This window comes from Aquimarina rhabdastrellae (assembly GCA_947387485.1).
Taxonomy (GTDB): Bacteria; Bacteroidota; Bacteroidia; order Flavobacteriales; family Flavobacteriaceae; genus Aquimarina.
On the sequence record CANDNT010000020.1, the window covers coordinates 1 to 21,630 of the forward strand.

Here is a 21,630-nt window from a genome sequence, read left to right on the forward strand (position 1 = left end):
TGCATATTCTAATAAGACTTTAAAATCTTCATCTACCTCATCATTTACAACCTCTGGAATTCTAAATCTAAAATCTAACTCATTATTATCACCTCCATTTACTACCCAATCGTCTGCTGGTAAATCTGGTTCAATCTCACTTATACAAGCACCACTAAAATGCGCTGTCAAAAATATTTCATGGAAAGGCACTACACCAACTTCTTCATATTCATCTACTCTATAAGCTTGGTATACCCCTCGCTCACATTCTGTAAAAATCTGAATACCTAAATCTTCATAAGAAATATTTTCTGGTGCATCTAATCCTCTAGCAATACGCAATTGTGCTGTAATCTCTTGTGTATAACCTGTAGGTGAACTTGAATCTGGTCCAAAAACAAATTCTGATCGTGTAGTAGGTTCAAAAATAGGCGATTCGTTCAAGAAAATTTGTGCTCCTTCATTATTACTAGCAGCATTTATCCCTACAAAAACTCTATTATTGGTATTTAATACATCTGATCTTCTTGTATTACGTAGGGTTAAAGTGTATAAAATAGATTCATCTCCTGTACCAAAACCTACAGTTTTATCCACATCTAACTGTACTCCATCAATAGGCACTGTTCCTGATTCAAATGGACAACGGCTATCTCCTGCTACCGTTAAAAACATAGGGGTATCATATACAGGATCTCTACGTACTCTTACATTAAAATTATCTCCTGCATCATCATCTGTTAAGGTAAAACTATCAACTCTTGTATTTTCATTTTCTGTACCATCACTACCACCTACTACTCCTGTAATAGATAAGTTTGTGGTTAAACCTACTGTGGCTCCTAGTATATTATGTCTAGTTCTAAACTCTGTATTTACTCCTCCACTTACATTTCCTGAGTTTTGCTCACTATCGTTTACAGCTCTAGTTAATTCATAAGTAATTGATGTTCCTGACGAAAAGGAAATTTCGCTATCTATATCAGGAACATTACCTGCTGCATTAGACACTCTTCTTATATCACTAGTCGTATCTTCAAAAGTATCTCCATCATTAAATTGATTTAGAAATTCTGATCTACTAGGCCTTCTAATGATTTCTTGCCATTCTTGAGCTTCTATAAAATATCGTACTAGATCTACATCTGCATCTTCTGGACTAGGATCAAAATTAAATCCATCGATAGTTAACTGCAAATCAATTGTATTTCTTGCCGCTACACTTTCTGCTGTAGGAGGAAATAACTCATCATGTCGCTCTATAAATAAACGTTGTAAATCTGGTATAATATCATCTTCTATTTGCTGTCTCGTAAAAGCAAATGGAGTGGCTTCATCTGCTGTCATCGCCATTCTATCTGTATCGATATCTACAGTACAATTAGTCACCGTTAAGGTACGTCCTGTTCCAAAAGTTAATACTTGCGAAGTACCTATAAATACATCTGCATCCTGCCCCACATAAGTATCAAATGTAGGAGTAGAGATACTTCTTGATACAGATACACTATTACCGTTTCCTGTTGTTCTTCGATAGGTTGAATTTACACTACCCCCAATAGAAAAACCTGTTTCACTCTCTACAAACCTAGAAGACACTCCTGTCGCTAACCCAGCTCCTGCAGGTGCTACAACTGCTAAGTTGATCTGTGATGTCTCTAAAGAAACTCCTGCTGGCATACCTACAACACTAGTTGCCGTATCAAATCCTCCTTCTACTGTTTTTGAATACGTATAGGTAGCTCCCTCTGAAATAGTAGCTGAACTACCATCCCCTGGTGGATCATGTAATACATATCCTACAGTAGGATCTATTAATGTAAAATCACTATTCCCTCGTTGCGAACCTGTCACATATGCTCTTTCATTTGCATTTATATTTCGTCCATCATGAGATACCGCTACAGTAAGTTTGTTAAGATATGGAGCTACAAAATTTGGGATATTTGTAGTCGTCGTTGCAAAGTTTGCAAATCCTAAATCATTTGAATTGATACTTAGATTTCCTGACAGCATACTTCCTCCTATAGCTACTGTTGCGTCTTCAACAGGACAAGTATTTGATCCATATCGTTCAAATACATTAACTGTAAATATCATCCCTACTCCTGCTGGAACCGTATAAATAACTCCATCGTCATCGCTACATGAAGCGGTTACTAATCGCTCATCCAGTTGTGCTTGAGTCAACATTAACGTTTCTCCAATGATCTGTGCTAATTCTCCTTCTCTTAATTGATAAAAAGTAGTTTCTACTTCAATAGGATTTCTAAATTGGAAATCATAACTTAGATTACCTCTTCTCAAATCCAAAATTGGAGACTGTACTTGTCTTCCTGTATCTTCATTTGTTAAACTTACAGTATATTGCCCTGGTACTAAATCATGTACTTCAAAAACAGTATTATCTCCATTAAAGTTACTTCTATCAATCACTCTTTCATATGTAGGAAAAGCAATATCTGTACGTGTGATTGTTCCGCTCCATTCTCCTACTCCATAATTACATGGTACTACAATATTCCCTACAAAAGATCTTCGTGTTGTATTTTCAAAATTAACACTAGATACAGCATCTGTTACATTAAACACATATTGACTATCATTTATAGGATCTATTAAAGGAGCTACTTCACCTTCTCCTATCGCTCTATATCCATATTCAAATCTTCTAAAGTATCCTGAAGTTGACATATTATCAAAAAATGCGCCCCCTTGTAATACCAAAAATTCATTATCTCCAGACCCTTCATTTACAGCCAAATTAACTGCTCTTTCTCCTCTTTCATGCTCAAAAGAATACGATAAGGTTAATTCATCATCATCTGTAAGTACATCTCCATTTCTAATAGCTTCTAATATTCCAGGACTATAAGCATCTGTTCTATATTCTAAAATATCCATATTAGCTCTAGAGAAATTAATTCTAGGTTCAGTTCCTGTACCTACATTTTGTGCTCCTAGATATACCTTATCATTAATCATCAAGCCATTGTATAATGCAGTACGATAGTTATTATTTACTTTTAATGCTACCGTATTGGTATTAGGGTCTGCACTTATAGCAAAAAAGGCATATCTAGAATTACGCTCTATTGTTGCATTTAATATATCTGTGTCATTAATTACTAGATATACATGTTCATTATTTCTAAGTTCTAATCGTAACGCTCCCCAATGTAATATGGTTTGTATTGGGTTAAATGTTTCTCCTATACTTTCTTCTACTAGATCTGGTAATACAAAACCTGACCATGTAAAGCTATCGGTATCATTTAATACAATATTAGAACTACTTTCTACATAACCTGTACTTCCATCAAAATCTAAACTTGTTTGATCTGCATTTGTAGCATCATCATCTAAATCTGAAATTATATTTTGTGCTACTCGTATAGTACGTCTTCCTGGCGTAGCTGTGATTACATACACTCCATCTGCATTAGTTCGTACTTGTGCATTCGGATCTGTACTTGTTACTAAATTACCATTCACCTCTATACCTGTACCTTGTAATGAAGGAATATCAAATAGTTCTGCTGGATTATCAGTATCTGGAACACGGTATACGATACGTCCTGAAATTGGTAATGCCGAATTATCTGTAAAATTAGCCTGCTTATCCTCTGGTGTTAATGATCGCTCTATTTCTCGTACTTCATTTTCTGGCATAAAATCACCATTAGGTCTTGACGGAGTAATTCTATAGAATAATCCATTTCCAATTCCATCTATACCTTGCCTTCCTGCATTGATAGTAGTTATCCCATAACGTCCATCCATATCGGTATATGCTCCATAGGTAATTGGTGCTTGAGCTGCTGCTGCTAAACGTATTAATTCTCCTCTGCTACCATCTGCTAATAATCTTACACCACCTGATAACCTTCCTCTGGTTGTAATTGCCTGATTATATATAGTAGTAGCATCCGGTAAATCTAATCGATAATACGCTAATAAATTCTCTTCTTCCCCTGTAATGATCAAATTCTTATATCTTCCTATTTCAATAGTTGATCGTCTTCCTTTCCATATACGGATTTCATCTAACTGATAGGTATTATTTACAGCTGCATTAAAAGAAAATTCAGAACTTCTATTTAATCCTACTACAAATGGATTTGTTGTAGTCACATTTGCTGTAAACTCACTTGCCCCATTAGTTGGAGCAATTCCTCCATCAATATATAAAGCTCCTCCTTCTGGACTAAACGTAAATGCATAATGATGCCAATCGGTATCATCTGGTTTCGTTGTGGTTAAATACGTAATTGTATTCGCAGGATTAGTAGGATTTAACGATTGCACATTAATTGATGTATTGGTAATACGTATTTCTCCTACATCTAATTTAAATACAATATTTTCTCCAGAGCTAGAAGTTAGGGTTCTATACCAAAACTCTATAGTACCTCTTCCTGCTGCTTGCTCAAAAATAGTTACATCGTTAATTCCTATTGGTGAAGATGTATTGGGTCTAAACTCTAAAGCACTTCCTGGAGTATCTCCTGTTACTGGTACTGCTGTTACTAATGCATTTTGAGTAGCTACACTAAGAGGCGTTTGGATTTCACCTTCTACTACACCATTTGCAAAGACTAATCCATTATCTACTCCTGGATTACCTCCTTGGTCTGGTGTTACTGTATACTCATATAATTCATTTGGTAATACATTATCATCAAAAAAAGGTACAAAAGTCGATACTGGAAAATTTGCAGCTACCTCTTTTGTAGCTATTCTACTAGGTAAACTATTAGGATCTGCTAGATTTCTTCTTTCGATCGTATAACTAGTAATATCTCTAAGATGCGGCCAACGTAAGGTGATTCCATCTCTTCCTCCTGATACTGCAGTAAAATCTGCTCCATTTCCATCTGTTGCTTGTAACAATACATCATCCAAACCAAAAATAGGATGATCTGCCATAGTCGTTAACTCGGCTAAACGAACTCCACTAGTTCCAAATACTCTACTTGATACACGTGCACTTTGTGTTTGTATTACTGGATTAGTTACTAGTGTCATTCTATTCGTCCACGTTGTAGCTTCTAATTGAGGTAAATTATTTAATGGCGCTTCTACAAAACTATCATCTACATAAGCAATTACTAATCCTGCATTTGCTAAAGTATTTAAGTTTGTAGCATTTTCATTAAAAAAGGAACGAAAACGATTTTCTTCTATTTGTATTTGTGTTCGTCTACGATTCCAGGCTCTAAACTCTGCTATACTCAATTGATCGTGAGCCGCTATGGTAAAATATAAATACTCAGGTTGAATACTCGCTTCATACTGCATTACTGTTTGCTGTATACCGTCTATATAAATACGTAAGTTTTGTTGCGTTTGAGTCGCTCCTGGAGCAAAAGTCAATGCTATATGGTGCCATTCATTATCTTCTAAGCGAGAAGAAGCAGCTAATTCAATATCTGGAATTACAGCATTTCCTATTGTTAATTGTAATTGATCTCTTGATCCCATTACAGTAAACTCATCACTTCCTTTTTTTAAATTGGATAATCGCCATGGTTCATAAGTCTCATCTGTATCTTCTGCCCCTTTTGATGCCATGACCCAAAACTCTATCGTAGCTTGTCTAGCTATTCCCCCATTAAGCAATTCTGAGGTTAATTGTGTTTTAGTATCAAAATGAGTAGTATATCCATTTCCTCCATTAAGCATTAGTACTGGAGGCCTTTTTACTTGGGCATGAATATTAGTTAAACCCATATATATTGTCATAACCCATAACAATATATACTGTATATAATTCTTTTTCATATATTGTTATTTAGAATACATTAGTTACTCGTTGTAATCTATATTTAAATCTTCCTGCTACGGTTTCATTATCTATCACCCTAGTTAATCTTTGTCCAGAAGTATTTCTAAAAAATGTAACTGTAGGAGTTGTACCATCTATTGGAGTTTGTAATCCAAATTGTCTAAAATTCCCTACTTCTATAGATATAATCTCTGTATCTTCTTCATCTTGCATTACAAGCTCCCAACAATATAACCGTATATCATCTTCTGAAGTCAACTTTTCAAACGTTACTGGTTCATTTACATTTGCTGGAGCAAAAGTTGGATTTCCAGCTCTTTTCAAAAAATAATTTGGAGCTTTTGCAGATGCAATCAATACTATCCCTGTTCTACCTTCTATAGGCTGTAGTATAAATGATTGCAAAAAGCCATCTGTACTATTTAACTCTTCATTAGAAATAGGAGTTAATTCTGCTGCATTTGTTTCTAGATTATGATGTAACACATACGTATTACCATCACTTTGATCCTGACAGACAAATCTATATAGATAGGTCTCATTATTTTCTTGTGCTACTACACTAGTACATCCCAGTAATAATAACACCATAAATTGATATATTCTTTTCATTTTTTATTTTATTTACCTTAGATAAAGACAACAGTTATTCTGCCCATTGTTTATTTCTTTTTAAAACAATGAGAAGACCTACTAATTTAATCGTCTTATTCTATAGGATATTGATGTTCGATATATTATATTCTCGATATAATTGTCTCGTTTAAAAAAGCGAAACAATCACTCGAACTGACAAATCAAACATTCTTTTTTGATTTTTATTTATTCATTGCTGCTTCTAACGCTTCAATCTTTTTCATCAATTGTTCAATCTTTTTTTCTTGATTGATCGTATGTAATGTCAATTCTTCTACTTTTTCTACTAAAACGGTATTGATTTGGCCTACGTTCATTCCTTCTGCTACTACTTCTGCCTCAGTAGGCATATTAGGTAAGTGTTTATTTGCTTTAATATATTGTGCTACTTCTTTAAGCGGCATTAACTTATAATCTTTTGCAAATACATAATCAGGGAATGTTGTTACATTTAAACGTACTTGATCTGTTGTAATCACACCATCTTGAATACGAGTCATTTCATTTCCCCTTTGATTTAAGAACACAATTCTATCATCACCTGTATTGTTATTATCAGGTTGAAATCTTAGCATTCCGTTAGAGCTAATCAATCCTCCATCACTTCCAGAGCGACGTAAAAATAACTCTCCATCTTGAACTTTTGCCATTTCTTCATTCGATGAATTTCTAAAGCTAATTTTATCTTCTGCCTCGTTATTTACACCTGGACGTAATTCTAATGCACCTGAACTTCTATATCTTCCACTAGCAACATAAATAGCTCTTCCCCCATTAATTTCTATACCTCCTCTAGCTTGTGATCCACTTCGACCTCCTACATATAAATTTCCTGTAACAGATAATTCATTAGAAAAACGTGAAGGTCTTAATACCTCTAATCCATCATCATACGACATATTAGCTATAGTTCTTGTACTATTATTTTTACTCACCCTAAAACGGATAGGTTCGTTTGTATTATTTCTATCACTGTTTGAATGTATATCTAATCCTCTAATACTATGTAAATTTGCATAATCAGCATTATTTAATCCTCTAATTTGTAAACCTGCTCTATTAAATTCTGCAGTATAACTTCCTGCGGAGTTATTATCTAATCGTCCTATTACAAATCGTATAGCTTCTTGATTTCTATCATTATTATTATCAGCTCTAATAATCACTCCATCATTTTGGTTAATATCTTGTCCCCAACTTGGACTATTATTAACTTGACTTCCTTCTGCCGAATACGATCCTGATTGTGCATGTAAACCTAGGCCTCCTAGACCTAACATTAAACATGTTAATGCTGTGATTTGTTTCTTTTTCATTTTTTTTAGATTTTTTAAATTATTTAATCTCTCTATTTTTTTGAGATAGTGCGCTAAATTCAAAAAAAAAGATGGGTAAAAACCCGATCTAAATCACATTGGAAACTTATTTAAAGTTTTTTCATTTGAAAAAATCAAGCTGATTAACTGCTAAAAAACAACACCTTATATTTTATATACAAAACTCATTATTCTTATTTTTTAACGTTTTGTATTGTTTTCTTTAACAATTCATTTATATTTATGCAAATCCTTTTTATTTAATCACTTATAACTTTTGACTATTTTATAAGGCTTATTTAATTTTATTGAAAATTTTGTTAATCATTTAAGCAACAATTTCTTATCATTTATAAAATCATGCTATGAATTTATTATCTATACACATACTTTTACATACCATTACTTGACAACTTAATTTGATACTTATATAGTCCTAACTTTTTATCTAATACCCTCCATAACACAACAAAATAGTTCAAGCCCTTATAGAAAATATACTCTATGGTACTTTTTTCATATAAACATAGGCATATCATTTTTCTATGTACTAAGAAATGAATTGCTAAACCTTGCTTGTTTTTATTTAATCAATCATTTAGCATTAAGCTTTATTAAATTTTATGGATAACTCTACTGTAACACTCTTCAATCATATTGCTATCGAACAAGGTTTTAATTCTGCTTTGTTACAGCATGGAAATAAACAATATTTTAAGCCTAATGATGTTGTATTATCATCTGCTACATCTTCATCTTATATTGGTTTTATTACAAAAGGTCTTGTAAAAGTTACCCTTCAGGCTTCAGAAAAGCAATTCTTTTTATTTTACCTCAATGCAAAAAATAATTTTATCATCAATGATATTGACATCATGCTAGGGACGCCTATCCTTACATCTTATATAGCTATGACTGATGTTGAAATTTATTGGGTATCAAAATCTATTGTTGATAGGTGGTACGTTGACTATCCCATGTTTAAAGATTTTTCTTTTTTAACCATGCAAATCAATATGGACTCAATATTGTCCAAATTAGCAACTATTAATTCTCTTGTATTAAAAGATCGCTTATTTAATTTTTTAAGAGAATCTGCATTGCAACTAGAATCAGATACTTTTAAAGTTTTAATAAACACACTTGCCAGTGATTTAAATGCTAGTGTACAAGCTATATCTAGGGCTCTTAATCAATTAGAAAAAGAATTTAAAATAAATCGAAATCATAAATACATCACTATTTGTAATTATTATTAATATCATGCCTACTTATTTCCCCCCTTTGTTTCCTGATGAGTTAATTAAGAAATTAATTTCTATGGGGCATTGTAAATCTTATGCTCCCGGAGAAATTATTCTTACTGGTAAGCAAAAACAAAACTTAAACTATTTTATGATTGATGGTCTCGTTAAGGTCTATCTAGAAAAAAATGGTAAGAAATTCTTTATTTCTTATCAAAAAGATTCTGATTTTAGATTACTTAACACGATTTCGGCGATCTCTAATCGTGCTGAGAATTTTTCTTTTAAAGTAGTACATCCTTCAGAAATTCTCATTTTATCGAAAAAGCAAGTCTTTGAGTCTTTTCATGATTATCCCTCTTTTAAAAAACACATTTTTGATTGTTATCAAAAAGAATATCAAATGATCATAGATAATTTAAAATTCACTTTAAGTTCCTCTTTAATCGATCGCCTATATGATTATCTCAAAGTAAAAGCTGCTTTTCTTAATGATTATAAAGTCCCATACACTACTCAAGAAATTGCTGAAGATTTACAGTTTTCAAGACAATCTATTACTAAAGGATTAATGGAACTTGAACAGCAACAAAAAATTATCCGTAATATTAATACTATTATCATGCTATAGTTTATGGCTTATAAAAAAAGAAGCTTACATTAATAGTAAGCCTCTTTTTAAACCGTTTCTTATCATATCTTTTCTCTATCTCCATTATCAAGAATTCTATAATACTTCTCATTTTCTATAAGTAATCCTTCAGATCTTCCTTTAGGCCATTCATGTTGATAATCTTTAGGATGCTTTACATCTATTCCTATTATTTTTCCGTTATAGCTTCTTTTTACTTTCGATTGTATCGTGTGTCCTACTACTATTGTTTTTGCTTTAAATGATGTTATAATTTCATCTATCTGTTCTTGATCTAATTCATCTTTAAAATATCCTCTATACCAACAAATTCCTTTACGATTAGAGGTTATCAATTGTGTCAAGTTTTTGTCTCCTGTAGGATAATACACTTTATCATAATATGCACTATTAATTGCATTAATTTTTTCTATATCAACAGTAAATGCAGCTATTTCTGGATGGATTCCTCCATGAGTAAAAATGTTACCGTTAATAACTTCTATCGTATTTTTACTCACTAGCCATTTTCCTAAAAATGATGTTGCATTATACAATTCATGATGTTGTTTGCCCAAAATAGCTGCTGCTGCATAATACTTTTGGGATGCTGCTCCAAACATATCTTGCATATTCTTTAATTCATGATTCCCTAAAATATAATGCACTACACCTCCATGCTTTTTTGCTTCTTGTTCTAATTTATAGATAAACCACAATACCTGTGTTGTTGAATTCCCTCTATCCACAAAATCTCCTACTAATACTAAATGTCCTTTCTCAAAAATCCAATTCAACTCTTTATCTATAACTTTATTATAAATCAAAAAATCTCTAAAAGCTTTAAACCCACTTTCTATATCTGATACTGCTATGATAGGATTATCATCATTATAAATAGCTTTAGGTTTTTCTATTTTTGACGTAATGGTTATATCAAATGTTGATTTTTCTAAAGGGAAATAACATTGTGCCTTTATGTCTTCTTTTATATTATATTTTTCTTTTTCGATATAGAATCCATCGTTTTTATTTCCTCGAATATAATTCACACTTAAAATACTATCATTTTGATAAAACACATATGGACCATCTTTATCCAAAATCCTCATTTTAGGATCATCACTATAATGTATTGCTCCTCCTATATTTACTATAACTATAAGTCCTATGCTCATTAAAATAAAAACAGTTGCTAATACATGTTTTATATATCGTAAGATTCTTTTTTTCATGATATAAATTTTCTTATTAAAATACAGGGCAAACGTATCCTTATCCTTCTTTTTATTTTAATATTTGTGATCTATGTCTTTCTATATGAGATACACTTATACTTATTTTATGTGAACTACTTTTATCCCAGTTAAATTAATTTTAATCCCGCTGTTACGGTTGTTCGTCAACATATTTTGTCAACTTTATTTCTCCTCTTAATTTTGTTGTATGATTTCAAGTATTCTAAAAAACAAAAAACAAATCCTACTTACTATTGTTTTAATTTCTGCGATGATTCCTGTAGGTATTACTAGTTATGAAATAATCACCACAGACAAAAATTCTGTACGATTCTTTGAAGGCTATCCCACTGCTATTAGTATTACCATCTTTTCGTATTACCTTTTACTAATTCTCATTGGATTAATCTGGTTGGTGCGATATCTAATTTCTTTTTTTAGATTAAGGAATGAAATTGTTAAAAACGAATTACGTCATTTACAGAATCAAGTAAATCCTCACTTTTTTTTCAATATACTCAATAGCTTATATGGCTTAGTAGACAAAGACACCGACAAGGCTAAACAGCTTATCATTAAATTATCTGATATGATGCGTTATAGTATTTATGACGGTCAACAAGATACCGTGACAATTGCTCAAGAAATTGATTATTTAAAAAATTATGTTGCACTTCATCAAATGAGGTATCATAAAGCTGTAAATACTGCTTTTGATATTACAGTAGAAAATGATCAATTAAAAATAATGCCTTTAATGTTTATCATCCTTGTAGAGAATGCTTTTAAACACGGTGTAGAGCATTTGAGAAAAGATGCTTTTATTACTATCAAATTGCATGCTACTCAAAATTCATTATCTTTTGAAGTTGAAAATAATTTTGACAAAGAGGAAGTCTCTTCACAAAACGGACTTGGCTTATCTAATTTAAAGAGAAGATTAGATTTAGTATATCCTAAGAAGCATTCTTTATCTTCTAGTAGTACCAAAAATATTTACAAAGCACATTTAACGCTACAATTATTATGATTACTTATTTAATTATTGATGACGAGCATATCGCTCATGATATTATAAAAGGATATGCTGATCTGTTACTTAATTTAAAACTAGAAAAGCATTGTTATGATGCTATTGAAGCTATTGAATATCTAAATAATCATACTGTAGATTTAATTTTTTTAGATCTTAATATGCCTAAATTAAAAGGGTTTGATTTTTTGAAGTCTTTATCTTCTCCTCCCAAAATTATCGTTACTACTGCTTATAAAGAACATGCTCTCGAAGGTTATGAATTAAATGTTATCGACTACCTTTTAAAACCTTTTAGTTTTGAACGCTTTGTAAAAGCTGTTAATAAACTTTCTAATGTATCAGAGAAAACAACTTCTATTATATCTAATGAAGTAACACCTGATCAAAAAACTATATTTATTTACACTAATAAAAAGTATATTCAAATAACTCTTGATGCTTTATTGTATATTGAAGCTGCTGGTAATTATGTCAAAATATTTATGGATGATCAGACAATTACCATTCGTGAAAAAATATCGGATATTTTGTCTGTTCTAGACAGTTCTGATCTTATACAAGTGCACAAATCTTTTGCTGTATCAAAAAAGCATATTAATAGTATTGAAGGTAACCGTATTTATATCAATGGAAGTGTTATTCCTATCGGGAAAACCTATAAAATGCACCTTATCCAATTATTAAAATAACGATTACCCCAATACTACATATCGAACCAATTATCATGAATTATTATATCCTTTTATTTTTCACCTATTAATTGCATCCATCGATGTATAAAATAGAGTTCATCCTCCTTCTTGTAGGGTTGAAATCCTGTCATTAAGCCTCCATTTATCTCTGCATTTAAAAAAGAAGAAATCACCGTTCTAACTTGAGTTCTGCAATTTGTTAAATTAAACCAGTTTTTTAAAGACATTTCAAAATCTGTAACTGATTTGCCTATGACTTTAATACCTAGCTTTTCAAATGTTGTTGTTAATTCTAATAGATTTCGTTTTCTTGTATGCGATGGATCTCTTAATGTTTCTAATTTATCATTGAGTTCTCTAGAAAGTTCTGGAGCAGCTTCTAAATCTATGATTATTAATCTTCCTCCTTTTTTAAGAATCCTATACATCTCTGCAAGTGGTTCTTCTATAGTTGTAAAATGATGAAATGATAATCTTGTAATCACTACATCAAAGGTATTATCTATAAAAGGCATTTCTGTTACTTGACCTTTTATAAAACTAATATTATCAATTTTTTCTTTTTCTGCTTCTTTCCTTCCCTCTGCTAGCATCTCTGGAGTTAAATCATATGCAACCACTTTCTTAACATATGGTGCAATCATTCTACTACATACACCTGTTCCTGCAGCTACTTCAATAACACTTTCGTTATTATCAAGATTCAATTTTTTAATGACTTGTTGCATATACTCTAATTTATCTACTCCCGAAATATAGGAACTAAACTCCTGGGATTGATCAGAGAATGATGCTAATACTTTTTCTTTATTTTCTTTTTCTATATTCATTTTTTAATTTCTCTATATTCTATTCATTCACTTTTTTTAATTTTTATTACGATGATTCCACATCACTAGGTATTGACCTGTAGCCATTTTTCGAGCTGCATTTTTGGCCCGTATTGCTAGTTCGCCTACAAACAATTCGTCTATAGTTTCAAACCATAATTGTAGCCATTTCCCAAAATGAATCTGATCTATACTATGGTTCATATTTTTATCGACATTGATATGTTTTTGACTTGGATTTCCTTTAAATCGTGCTACTCCAAAAAGATTTGTTTCCCAAAAATCAGTGAGTTTTTCAAGATGAGCTGGCCAATGTGATTCTGGTATATGGCTATTAAAAATGTCTCCCAACATATCATCCTTCCTTATTTTGGCATAAAAACTAGTCACCAAAACTTTTATATCTTCTCTTGTTGTTATTGTTTTCATCGGTATATAACCATCCTCAATCTTTTAAATAGTTAAAATCAAGGATGGTTGTTATAAAGTATTTAGGTCAAGAGGTTTATTTTTTATTCTTAATACAGTAGATTGTTTCTTTAACAACAAACCAACAGAAATAAACAATACCTATAGAGAATACTATATCTCCTATCATTCTAAGCCATTTAAATGTTTGTACTGTTGGATCATATAATAACTCGGCATCTCTTGCAAACGAATATCCTTGAGTTATTGAGGTATAGGCCTGAATTACTCCTATAGGAAGTAAACTCAATACTACCATTAATATCAATCCTATATTTAAGAACCAAAATGCTCTTTTTACTAGTTTTTCATTCCATAATCGGTCAGAATATAAGCGTAAACAAATAAGGATGAACCCCATACCTAACATTCCATATACTCCAAAAAGTGCTGTATGTGCATGTACTGCTGTAGTATTTAATCCTTGAATATAATACAGTGCAATCGGTGGATTAATAAGGAATCCAAATACTCCTGCTCCTATCATATTCCAGAATGCTACTGCGATAAAGAAAAATATAGGCCATTTGTATCGCTGAATCCATTGATTGACTTTAAGTAAATTCCAATGTTCTCTAATTTCAAATCCCATTAAGGTAAGTGGTACGACTTCTAATGCACTAAATGTAGCTCCTAATGCTATCGCTTGTACAGGTGTTCCTGAATAATACAAGTGATGTAGTGTTCCTATAATTCCTCCTGCCAAAAAGATACTTGCCGAAGCTATTGATGCTTTTCCTGCTGTTTTCATAGAAATTATCTTCATTCTTGAAAAGATATACGCTATTACTACAGTAGCAAATACTTCAAAAAATCCTTCTACCCATAAGTGAACCAGCCACCATCTCCAGTAATTGATTACAGGTAAAGAGCTATTTTCTCCATACATCAATCCAGAGAAAAAGAACATTCCTATTGCCATTACAGCCACTAACAGTATAGTTAACAAATGCTTTGCTTCATCTTTTTTCTTTATCGCAAACAATACATGTCTACCTACCATTATCATCCATAAAATAAGTCCTACTCCTAAAAGGATTTGCCAGAATCTACCTAAATCCATATACTCATATCCTTGATGTCCAAAGAAGAAATTGGTTGTTAAATCTAAAAATTGGTGAATACCTAACCATTCTCCTAGCATAGATCCCAATACAATAATCAAAAGCGCTACAAATAAGAAATTGATTCCGAATACCTGGTATTTCATTTCTTTACCACTAATCATAGGTGCTAAGAATAGTCCTGTAGCTAACCATGTTGCTGCTATCCAGAATACTGCTAATTGTGTATGCCACGTTCTACTAACTGAGTATGGTAAAAATTCTGATAAATTAAATCCAAAAAAGGCTTGCCCTTCTACCGTATAGTGTACTGTAATAATCCCTAATACAATCTGTAATACAATTAATAATGAGATGATTAAAAAATATTTTAATACTGCTTTTTGAGATCTAAATAGTACTAGTTTTTTTAATGGATCGACTTCGGGATTAGTAACAGCTTCTCCTTTTTCATGATTTCTTATGTAATAGTATGCCAATATCCCGATAAACAGTAATAATAAGATAATCGAAAATCCTGACCATATCTGAGAGTCTGCTGTTATCGTATTTTCAATCAATGGCTCATGAGGCCAATTTGAGGTATACGTATATTCTTGATCTGGTCTATTAGTCGATGCTGCCCAAGAAGTCCAAAATAAAAACGCATTGAATTTACCTAGTTTTTCTTTATCTGTTAAAGCTCCTTTGGGAATTGCATATTCTTCATGTCCATCGGCAAATATCGTCGAATAATGAATTACATTTTCTTGAATCGCTTTTAAGCGTGCAGCAGATATAGTTACTTTTTTAGTTGACGCATCATACGTATTGGTTCTTATATCTTTAACCAATCTCGCTTTTAAGGCTGCTTGTTGCTCATTATTTAATTCGTTATAACTTGTGTTATATTCTTTTTTTGCCCAAAAATCTAATAAAAATACGGCTTCTTTATGTATCCAATCAGCAGTCCAGTCTGGCGCAACATAGCTTCCATGTCCCCATATAGATCCTACTTCCATCCCTCCTATCGATTCCCATATATTTTGCCCTTCTTGTATATCTTGTTTAGTATATACTACTTCATTAGTTTCTGCTACAACTACAGCTTCGGGTATTGGGGGTTGTGTTTGATAAATTTCGGTTCCTACCCATATCAATGTGATAAATGATAGTACTACTACACTTATAAATCCTATCCAAATTTTCTTCATTATTATAAATTATTTAGTTCGGTTTCGGTTTTTATGGCGTTTTTAAACAGAATGTTATTTTCTAAATGAATGTGCTTGTGGAGATCTTCTTCAAATTCTTTTAAGAGTGCAAATGCTACTTTGTAAGAATTACAAGCATCTTGTGGTGGCGTATAATTATTAGATAATTTTGCAATTTTTCTAAATCGTTCTCCTTCATTATCGTGTTCCTCGTGCATCATTGCTATTGGATTTTGCACGGTTCCAAAAGGTGGTTGAACTAGTGCTTCTTTATTATTTTTTGCTTTTGCAAGTTTTTTTATAAATGGAAACAAAATGAGTTCCTCTTTTTTCATATGCATTGCCAAATCGCCCGAACATTCTTTAAATAATGTCTTTATTTCTACTAATTCAGGATGTTTTTCTCCATGTACATTAGCTATTTTATCTAAATAATACATGATCTCTGGAATCTGCTTTTCTACATATAAATGATGGTTGTTATAAATATGATCTACGATATGTTCTAACGACCAGTTTTGATAATCTTCTGCTTCGCTTTTATGTTCATCCATCATTACAATTTCTGCAATCAATTCGTTCACTTCAATTGCTTTCTCTAGCGAAACCTGAGTTAAGCTTCGATTTCCGTTACAACAAAAATCTATATGGTAATCTTTAAAAATTGTAGCTGTCTTATAATTATAAGCTACAACATCGCTTACTAATGTGTCCTTATTAATGTTCATCTCTATTTTCAATTTTATGTTGTTTCTATAAAATATAAAAAGATCTTTTTATCCTTTATATAATCAAAAAAATATTATCGTTTTAACCAGAAGGTATTCTTCACTTCATCTGTATACAAGATATCATATAGCGTGTTTCCTTCAAGCATCTCTCTTAATCGTTCTCTAATTTCTATAAATTTATAATGCAAGGGACATGGTGAATTTTCATCACATTGCTTTAGTCCTAAACCGCAACCTGTATAAATACTATCACCATCTAATACACTTACAATATCACTTAATTTAATTTTCTTTAATCTAGATTCTTCAATCATAAATCCACCATAGGGTCCCTTAATAGAAGTTACTATGTTATTTTTTGTGAGAGATTGTAAAACTTTGGCCGTAAATGCTTCAGGAGAGTCTATTGCTTTTGCAATAACTTTGAGCCCAACCTTGTTTTCCATACTAGATTGCTCTGCTATAAAAATAGCTGCTCTTAATCCATATTCACACGATTTTGAAAACATATCTTTGATTTACGCTTCAAAGGTAAGAAGTGTTTTTATAAAAGACAAAAATATCCGCTATAAAATTATTCGATCTATTATTTAGTAGTATTTAAATATTCTTTTAATCTGTTTTTTATAAAATAATTCCATCCAGCTAGACAGCTTTCTCTTTTAAATTCTGGAATATCATCTGCAAAGTCTTCTATAACTGTAGCTGTTACGGTTAGTGTTGTTTGATGTTCAATTTCGATTAAATCGAAAGTAACAATAGAAACTCCATTATATCCCTCATATCTCCAATCATAAGTTATGTTTTGTAATGGAATTACTTTTGTGAGTTTCCATACATGAGGGTATATTCTATCTTCTACTTGAATAGTAAACGTTGTTTCAAACCCTTCTTTTGCTTCAAATGTAGGTATATTTTCAAAAAACCATACTTTCATCTCTTCTAGTTCACTAATAGCGTTCCATACTTTTGCTATCGGTAACGTAAAGGTTTCTATTACTATCACTGCTTCATCTGTTCTTTTCATAGTAGTAGTTTTTTTCTTTTAAAGCAGTAATATACTTATTTTATCTTTGCTCGTCTAAAGGGATTTAAAACAATCTTTAGGATACCACCTTATTTTTTTATTTTCTCCAATAACTCTATAAAGGTCTAATTTTTCTTCTATAACATAATATTTATTATTTGCTATTAACGCATCAGGATATACTGAAGCTTCTTTGCAAATTACAACTTTTGGATATTCTAGTTTATTAAAATAACTGTTATCATCTCTTTTAAAAAAACCTATCACTTCTTCTTTTTCATTCGTATCAAAAAACAAAACCTCATCATCTTTAGTTTTTTGTGTATAGTTTAATGCTATCTCAAGAGTACTTATTTGCTTATATGTTCCATGACCATTACAAAACCATTTTCTGCCCATGCATACATGATAATATGAAGAAAATGCTTCTTTTATTGCTATTTTATATTTGATATACCCCTTGCGATATACGCCCAGTATTTTAAATAAAGTATCATCTAATGTTTGCAAATCCTTATCAATATAATACTCTTCAAAATTCATTCTAATCTTATTTATGACTTCTTATGAAATAGAAATTGAATCTACTCTTCTTCCATTTTAGATATTAGTTTATCTACATTAGGCATATTTTCTAGATGGGTTTTGACTTTGGTATACAACTGTTCAAACGTTGCCTCATAATTCAATACTTTTAAAGCATATTCATAAGGGTATAACGACAACACAATTCCATTTTTATTATATTTCAAAGTCATTGAACGCAATGGATATTCTGGTTCATGATCTCTATATGATTTAAAATCAAAACTTGTTTTCATAAATTCACTGAATGCAGTAGCCAACATCCCTATTATCATAGTGTCTTCCATCTCAAATGCTTTACAATACAGCTGAAATCCCATACCATCATCTACTACCTGATCTAGATTAAGAGGATGATTAATCAGGGTTTTAACTTTTTTGTCTATTTTATTATCTATAAAATAGCTTGTTATCATTTTTAAGCTACCATCTATGATGGAGTGATTTTCTTGCTCTTCTGTATATCGTTCATCAAAATATTCTTGAGTATCAACTCCTATTTTATTTTTTTGTGTTGAGTTTTTATGTTTTGATGAAAATAATCTTTTTAAAAATTTCATTTTGATTTTTTAGGATTATAGTTGAGGAAAATAATTATTCTTATTCTCTTAAATCATTATTATAAGCCCCCTCGATTGACGATAGATCGAAATCATTTTCTGTAATAAAATCAACCGACGCCATAGTTATTGAAGGTAACTTAAGATCTTCTTGAGTCAACCCATTGTCTGCAAAATCGTCTTCACTTATGATTGCCATAAATTCTTCTTCATTTCTTGCTATCGACAGAAAGATAAAACCTGAATATATTGTAGTTGCATATCTCAATTGTTGTAAATTCATCATTCCATACTTTTCATATAGAACAACTCCTTCTGGTAACCCTTGTAGTTCTCCTATAAGCTTTGGTTTTACATACTCATGTTTATGTTCTACATATTTTTTAAGTAATAGTGCTATCTTGTTTCTTAGAATTTCTTCTGCCTTATTTTCTTGATTTTGATTTGCGTTATTATAACTAGGTCGATTGGCTCGTATTAATAAAAATTTATCCTTATTTAATCGATATAAACAGAATACTTTTAGCATTGTTTTTATTATAAAATGGGACAGGTTTTAGGTATTAACTGCTCATAATCAAAGGCATTAAAATCTTCTTTAGTACGTTCTATGATTTCTGAGTCTACAAATTCTATAATTTTTTGTTCTTTTTTTAATAGCGAAACATATTCCCCATCAAACATTACTTCTTCATCCCCATCTGCAAAACTTAATATACAATTATGTTGTATAATCTCTTTTGTGCCATTACCGTCTAGATCGATAATCCAACTCTCTAAACCATCATAACTCATATCAAGATAATTTCTAGAAGCTATAGGTATAATTCTCTTTATTTTATTTGTTTTTTCGTTGACTAAAACTAGTGTAAATGGAGTATCTATATCTTGTGTATTATCGCCTAGATCTACCTCTATATTTTTTATAAGAATATATGCTGTGTATATATTATTTAGTTTTGTTTTACCATAATAATATAGTTTATCAACAATTGCTCTATCCTGATACAATACCTGTAAAAACTCTGGCAGTTTTTTCTTTGAGAGTCGTTGTTTTGTTATGGTATCTAAGTCTACCTTACCGCTAAAAAAACTAACCTTTGGGTCATTATCAATTTCTGGAAATAAGTTTTTAAAATCCTGTAATAATGCTGAATATTCTTGATTTTCTATAAGAAAATGATCAAAAACATACCCTTCTCCTTGTTTTGTTTTTACTTTTAGCCATTCTCCTCTTATTTCTTTACTTTCTATGTTAAGGGTATCCATAGTAGTTATTTGTAAAACTTCTACCGTCGCTAAACAAGGAAGTAACGCTATAGTTTTTGCTTCTTGAGATGGTTTTTCTTTTAATCTTGTCCCTTTAATTGCCTGAACTATATGAGTTGCATTAATATCTACTTCTTTTTTCTGTTCTAATCTTTCTTCTTGTTTTTTAACCTCTTGATTCTCTTTTTTACAAGAACTATACATTAGAAGTAACAACACGAAAATTATTTCTACATATTTCATCTTAACCTGCAAAACCAAAATTTGTAATTAAAATTTGTTCATCTTTAAAACTGAACGTTATCATTATAGTATGTTCTGCTCTATGAAATCCCTCATCAATAGCTATAATTTCAAAAGAATTAAAAGACACGTTTATGCTTCCACATTGTTGTTCATCTTTATTATAATCATAATCCACTTCTGTTACCTTAAAGGCTTCTTTTAATATATCCAGTATTCTAGCATCTGTATATGTATTGCGAATTTCTGAGCTTACTTTTTTCATAATTGCAACTTCATCATTTGTATTAAGCCATTGCCTTAATTGTGCTACTTCTTTCTTTACTACAACGATATCTTTTTCTGATAAGCACTGTGGTTGTTGGCAAGAAATAGCTAATAGCATCACTATTATAGGTATGATATATCTCATATTTTTTTATTTTAATCTAAAAATGTAATTAATTCACTATTCATCTTTATTAACTGTTTCAATTAAATGATCTGAAATCTCAGTTTTCTTATAGTAAACTTCTCTCCACCACTTTACATAATCATCATCTGTTTTACCATTAATCAAATGATCACAGGTTCTTTTATTTTGAATAATACATATTGCCCAATAAAACGGCATTTCTACATTAATAAACATTACATCATCATGATCTTCTAAAGTATTTAAGAAATTCACAAAGTACTCATGAAAATCATTCATTATTAGTTCTTCTTCAAAAAAATCAGTAATGATTGCACATATTTCTTCATAGTATGCACGTCTTAAAAAGATACTTTCTTTACCATAACCATTTAGAAACTCAAACTTTTCTTCTGTAATTATATTATTCCTTGTCTTTTTCATACCCCAAACACATTATTAAGTTACCTATTAAATTCCAACTACTTATAACTTCTTTATTACTCCTAGTCCAAAAGTAATTGTCTTAATTTTAAAATCTGATTCTTTATAAAAATTTGTTATTCCGTTATAATAATTTACGCCTAATTGATTTGCTATTTTTTCACTTATATTGTGTGCTATTCCGCTTCCTAACTTAATTCCTAGTGCATAGGTATTTTCAACTGTATCATTATTTAATGCAAAAAAATTATTCATACCT

21 protein-coding genes are annotated in these 21,630 nt (G+C 31.0%); 4 read left to right on the forward strand and 17 right to left on the reverse strand.

The genetic code is table 11. From position 1 onward, the window contains the following. The 3 genes from ACYEKI_RS18895 to ACYEKI_RS18905 all read right to left on the reverse strand — a co-directional run. Positions 1 to 5,766: LamG-like jellyroll fold domain-containing protein (locus ACYEKI_RS18895; RefSeq protein ID WP_459212776.1), on the reverse strand; the 5,766-nt coding region annotated here is incomplete at its 3' end. Positions 5,767 to 5,776: 10 nt separating this feature from the next. Beyond that, entirely contained in the window at positions 5,777 to 6,382 is a 606-nt protein-coding gene (locus ACYEKI_RS18900) for a hypothetical protein (protein WP_459212777.1), read from the reverse strand. 206 nt (positions 6,383 to 6,588) lie between these two features. After that, on the reverse strand, positions 6,589 to 7,722 hold the full coding sequence (locus ACYEKI_RS18905) for a hypothetical protein (protein WP_459212778.1): 1,134 nt from the start codon (positions 7,720 to 7,722) through the stop codon (positions 6,589 to 6,591). A gap of 623 nt (positions 7,723 to 8,345) precedes the next feature. On the opposite strand from ACYEKI_RS18905, the gene ACYEKI_RS18910 reads away from it, so the two are divergent. Further along, positions 8,346 to 8,981 carry a Crp/Fnr family transcriptional regulator gene (locus ACYEKI_RS18910; protein WP_459212779.1) on the forward strand — a complete coding sequence of 212 codons (636 nt, stop codon included), beginning with the start codon at positions 8,346 to 8,348 and terminating at the stop codon, positions 8,979 to 8,981. 4 nt (positions 8,982 to 8,985) lie between these two features. Continuing rightward, a complete protein-coding gene (locus ACYEKI_RS18915) occupies positions 8,986 to 9,597 on the forward strand; it encodes a Crp/Fnr family transcriptional regulator (protein ID WP_459212780.1) in 612 nt (203 codons plus the stop codon). 62 nt (positions 9,598 to 9,659) lie between these two features. Here the strand turns inward: ACYEKI_RS18915 and ACYEKI_RS18920 are convergent, their stop codons facing one another. After that, a complete protein-coding gene (locus ACYEKI_RS18920; protein ID WP_459212781.1) occupies positions 9,660 to 10,832 on the reverse strand; it encodes a metallophosphoesterase in 1,173 nt (390 codons plus the stop codon). A 211-nt stretch (positions 10,833 to 11,043) separates the two neighbouring features. On the opposite strand from ACYEKI_RS18920, the gene ACYEKI_RS18925 reads away from it, so the two are divergent. Both ACYEKI_RS18925 and ACYEKI_RS18930 read left to right on the forward strand, forming a co-directional pair. Further along, positions 11,044 to 11,865 carry a sensor histidine kinase gene (locus tag ACYEKI_RS18925; RefSeq protein WP_459212782.1) on the forward strand — a complete coding sequence of 274 codons (822 nt, stop codon included), beginning with the start codon at positions 11,044 to 11,046 and terminating at the stop codon, positions 11,863 to 11,865. After that, positions 11,862 to 12,560: a LytR/AlgR family response regulator transcription factor gene (locus tag ACYEKI_RS18930; RefSeq protein ID WP_459212783.1), complete on the forward strand. Its 699-nt coding sequence runs from the start codon at positions 11,862 to 11,864 to the stop codon at positions 12,558 to 12,560. The genes ACYEKI_RS18925 and ACYEKI_RS18930 overlap by 4 nt, the downstream gene beginning before the upstream one ends. 53 nt (positions 12,561 to 12,613) lie before the next feature. Here ACYEKI_RS18930 and ACYEKI_RS18935 read toward each other — a convergent pair whose 3' ends face one another. The 13 genes from ACYEKI_RS18935 to ACYEKI_RS18995 form a co-directional block, all read right to left on the reverse strand. Beyond that, on the reverse strand, positions 12,614 to 13,393 hold the full coding sequence (locus ACYEKI_RS18935) for a class I SAM-dependent methyltransferase (RefSeq protein WP_459212784.1): 780 nt from the start codon (positions 13,391 to 13,393) through the stop codon (positions 12,614 to 12,616). 36 nt (positions 13,394 to 13,429) lie between these two features. Continuing rightward, entirely contained in the window at positions 13,430 to 13,822 is a 393-nt protein-coding gene (locus ACYEKI_RS18940) for a group III truncated hemoglobin (RefSeq protein ID WP_459212785.1), read from the reverse strand. 76 nt (positions 13,823 to 13,898) lie between these two features. Beyond that, on the reverse strand, positions 13,899 to 16,118 hold the full coding sequence (locus ACYEKI_RS18945) for a nitric-oxide reductase large subunit (RefSeq protein ID WP_459212786.1): 2,220 nt from the start codon (positions 16,116 to 16,118) through the stop codon (positions 13,899 to 13,901). Positions 16,119 to 16,120: 2 nt separating this feature from the next. Then, positions 16,121 to 16,846: an iron-sulfur cluster repair di-iron protein gene (gene ric, locus ACYEKI_RS18950; RefSeq protein ID WP_459212787.1), complete on the reverse strand. Its 726-nt coding sequence runs from the start codon at positions 16,844 to 16,846 to the stop codon at positions 16,121 to 16,123. 74 nt (positions 16,847 to 16,920) lie between these two features. Beyond that, positions 16,921 to 17,358: an RrF2 family transcriptional regulator gene (locus ACYEKI_RS18955; RefSeq protein WP_459212788.1), complete on the reverse strand. Its 438-nt coding sequence runs from the start codon at positions 17,356 to 17,358 to the stop codon at positions 16,921 to 16,923. A 77-nt stretch (positions 17,359 to 17,435) separates the two neighbouring features. Continuing rightward, on the reverse strand, positions 17,436 to 17,876 hold the full coding sequence (locus ACYEKI_RS18960) for an SRPBCC family protein (RefSeq protein ID WP_459212789.1): 441 nt from the start codon (positions 17,874 to 17,876) through the stop codon (positions 17,436 to 17,438). A gap of 54 nt (positions 17,877 to 17,930) precedes the next feature. After that, entirely contained in the window at positions 17,931 to 18,419 is a 489-nt protein-coding gene (locus ACYEKI_RS18965) for a hypothetical protein (RefSeq protein ID WP_459212790.1), read from the reverse strand. Between the two features lie 41 nt (positions 18,420 to 18,460). Continuing rightward, positions 18,461 to 19,021 carry a hypothetical protein gene (locus ACYEKI_RS18970; protein WP_459212791.1) on the reverse strand — a complete coding sequence of 187 codons (561 nt, stop codon included), beginning with the start codon at positions 19,019 to 19,021 and terminating at the stop codon, positions 18,461 to 18,463. A gap of 40 nt (positions 19,022 to 19,061) precedes the next feature. Next, the gene (locus tag ACYEKI_RS18975; protein ID WP_459212792.1) at positions 19,062 to 19,550 is read right to left on the reverse strand and encodes a hypothetical protein; all 489 of its coding nucleotides are present in this window, start codon (positions 19,548 to 19,550) and stop codon (positions 19,062 to 19,064) included. Between the two features lie 8 nt (positions 19,551 to 19,558). Next, the gene (locus ACYEKI_RS18980) at positions 19,559 to 20,533 is read right to left on the reverse strand and encodes an SH3 domain-containing protein (RefSeq protein ID WP_459212793.1); all 975 of its coding nucleotides are present in this window, start codon (positions 20,531 to 20,533) and stop codon (positions 19,559 to 19,561) included. A 1-nt stretch (position 20,534) separates the two neighbouring features. Then, positions 20,535 to 20,945: a hypothetical protein gene (locus ACYEKI_RS18985; protein ID WP_459212794.1), complete on the reverse strand. Its 411-nt coding sequence runs from the start codon at positions 20,943 to 20,945 to the stop codon at positions 20,535 to 20,537. Positions 20,946 to 20,981: 36 nt separating this feature from the next. Beyond that, a complete protein-coding gene (locus ACYEKI_RS18990) occupies positions 20,982 to 21,371 on the reverse strand; it encodes a hypothetical protein (RefSeq protein WP_459212795.1) in 390 nt (129 codons plus the stop codon). A gap of 42 nt (positions 21,372 to 21,413) precedes the next feature. Further along, positions 21,414 to 21,626 carry a hypothetical protein gene (locus tag ACYEKI_RS18995; RefSeq protein WP_459212796.1) on the reverse strand — a complete coding sequence of 71 codons (213 nt, stop codon included), beginning with the start codon at positions 21,624 to 21,626 and terminating at the stop codon, positions 21,414 to 21,416. Between the last annotated feature and the right edge of the window lie 4 nt (positions 21,627 to 21,630).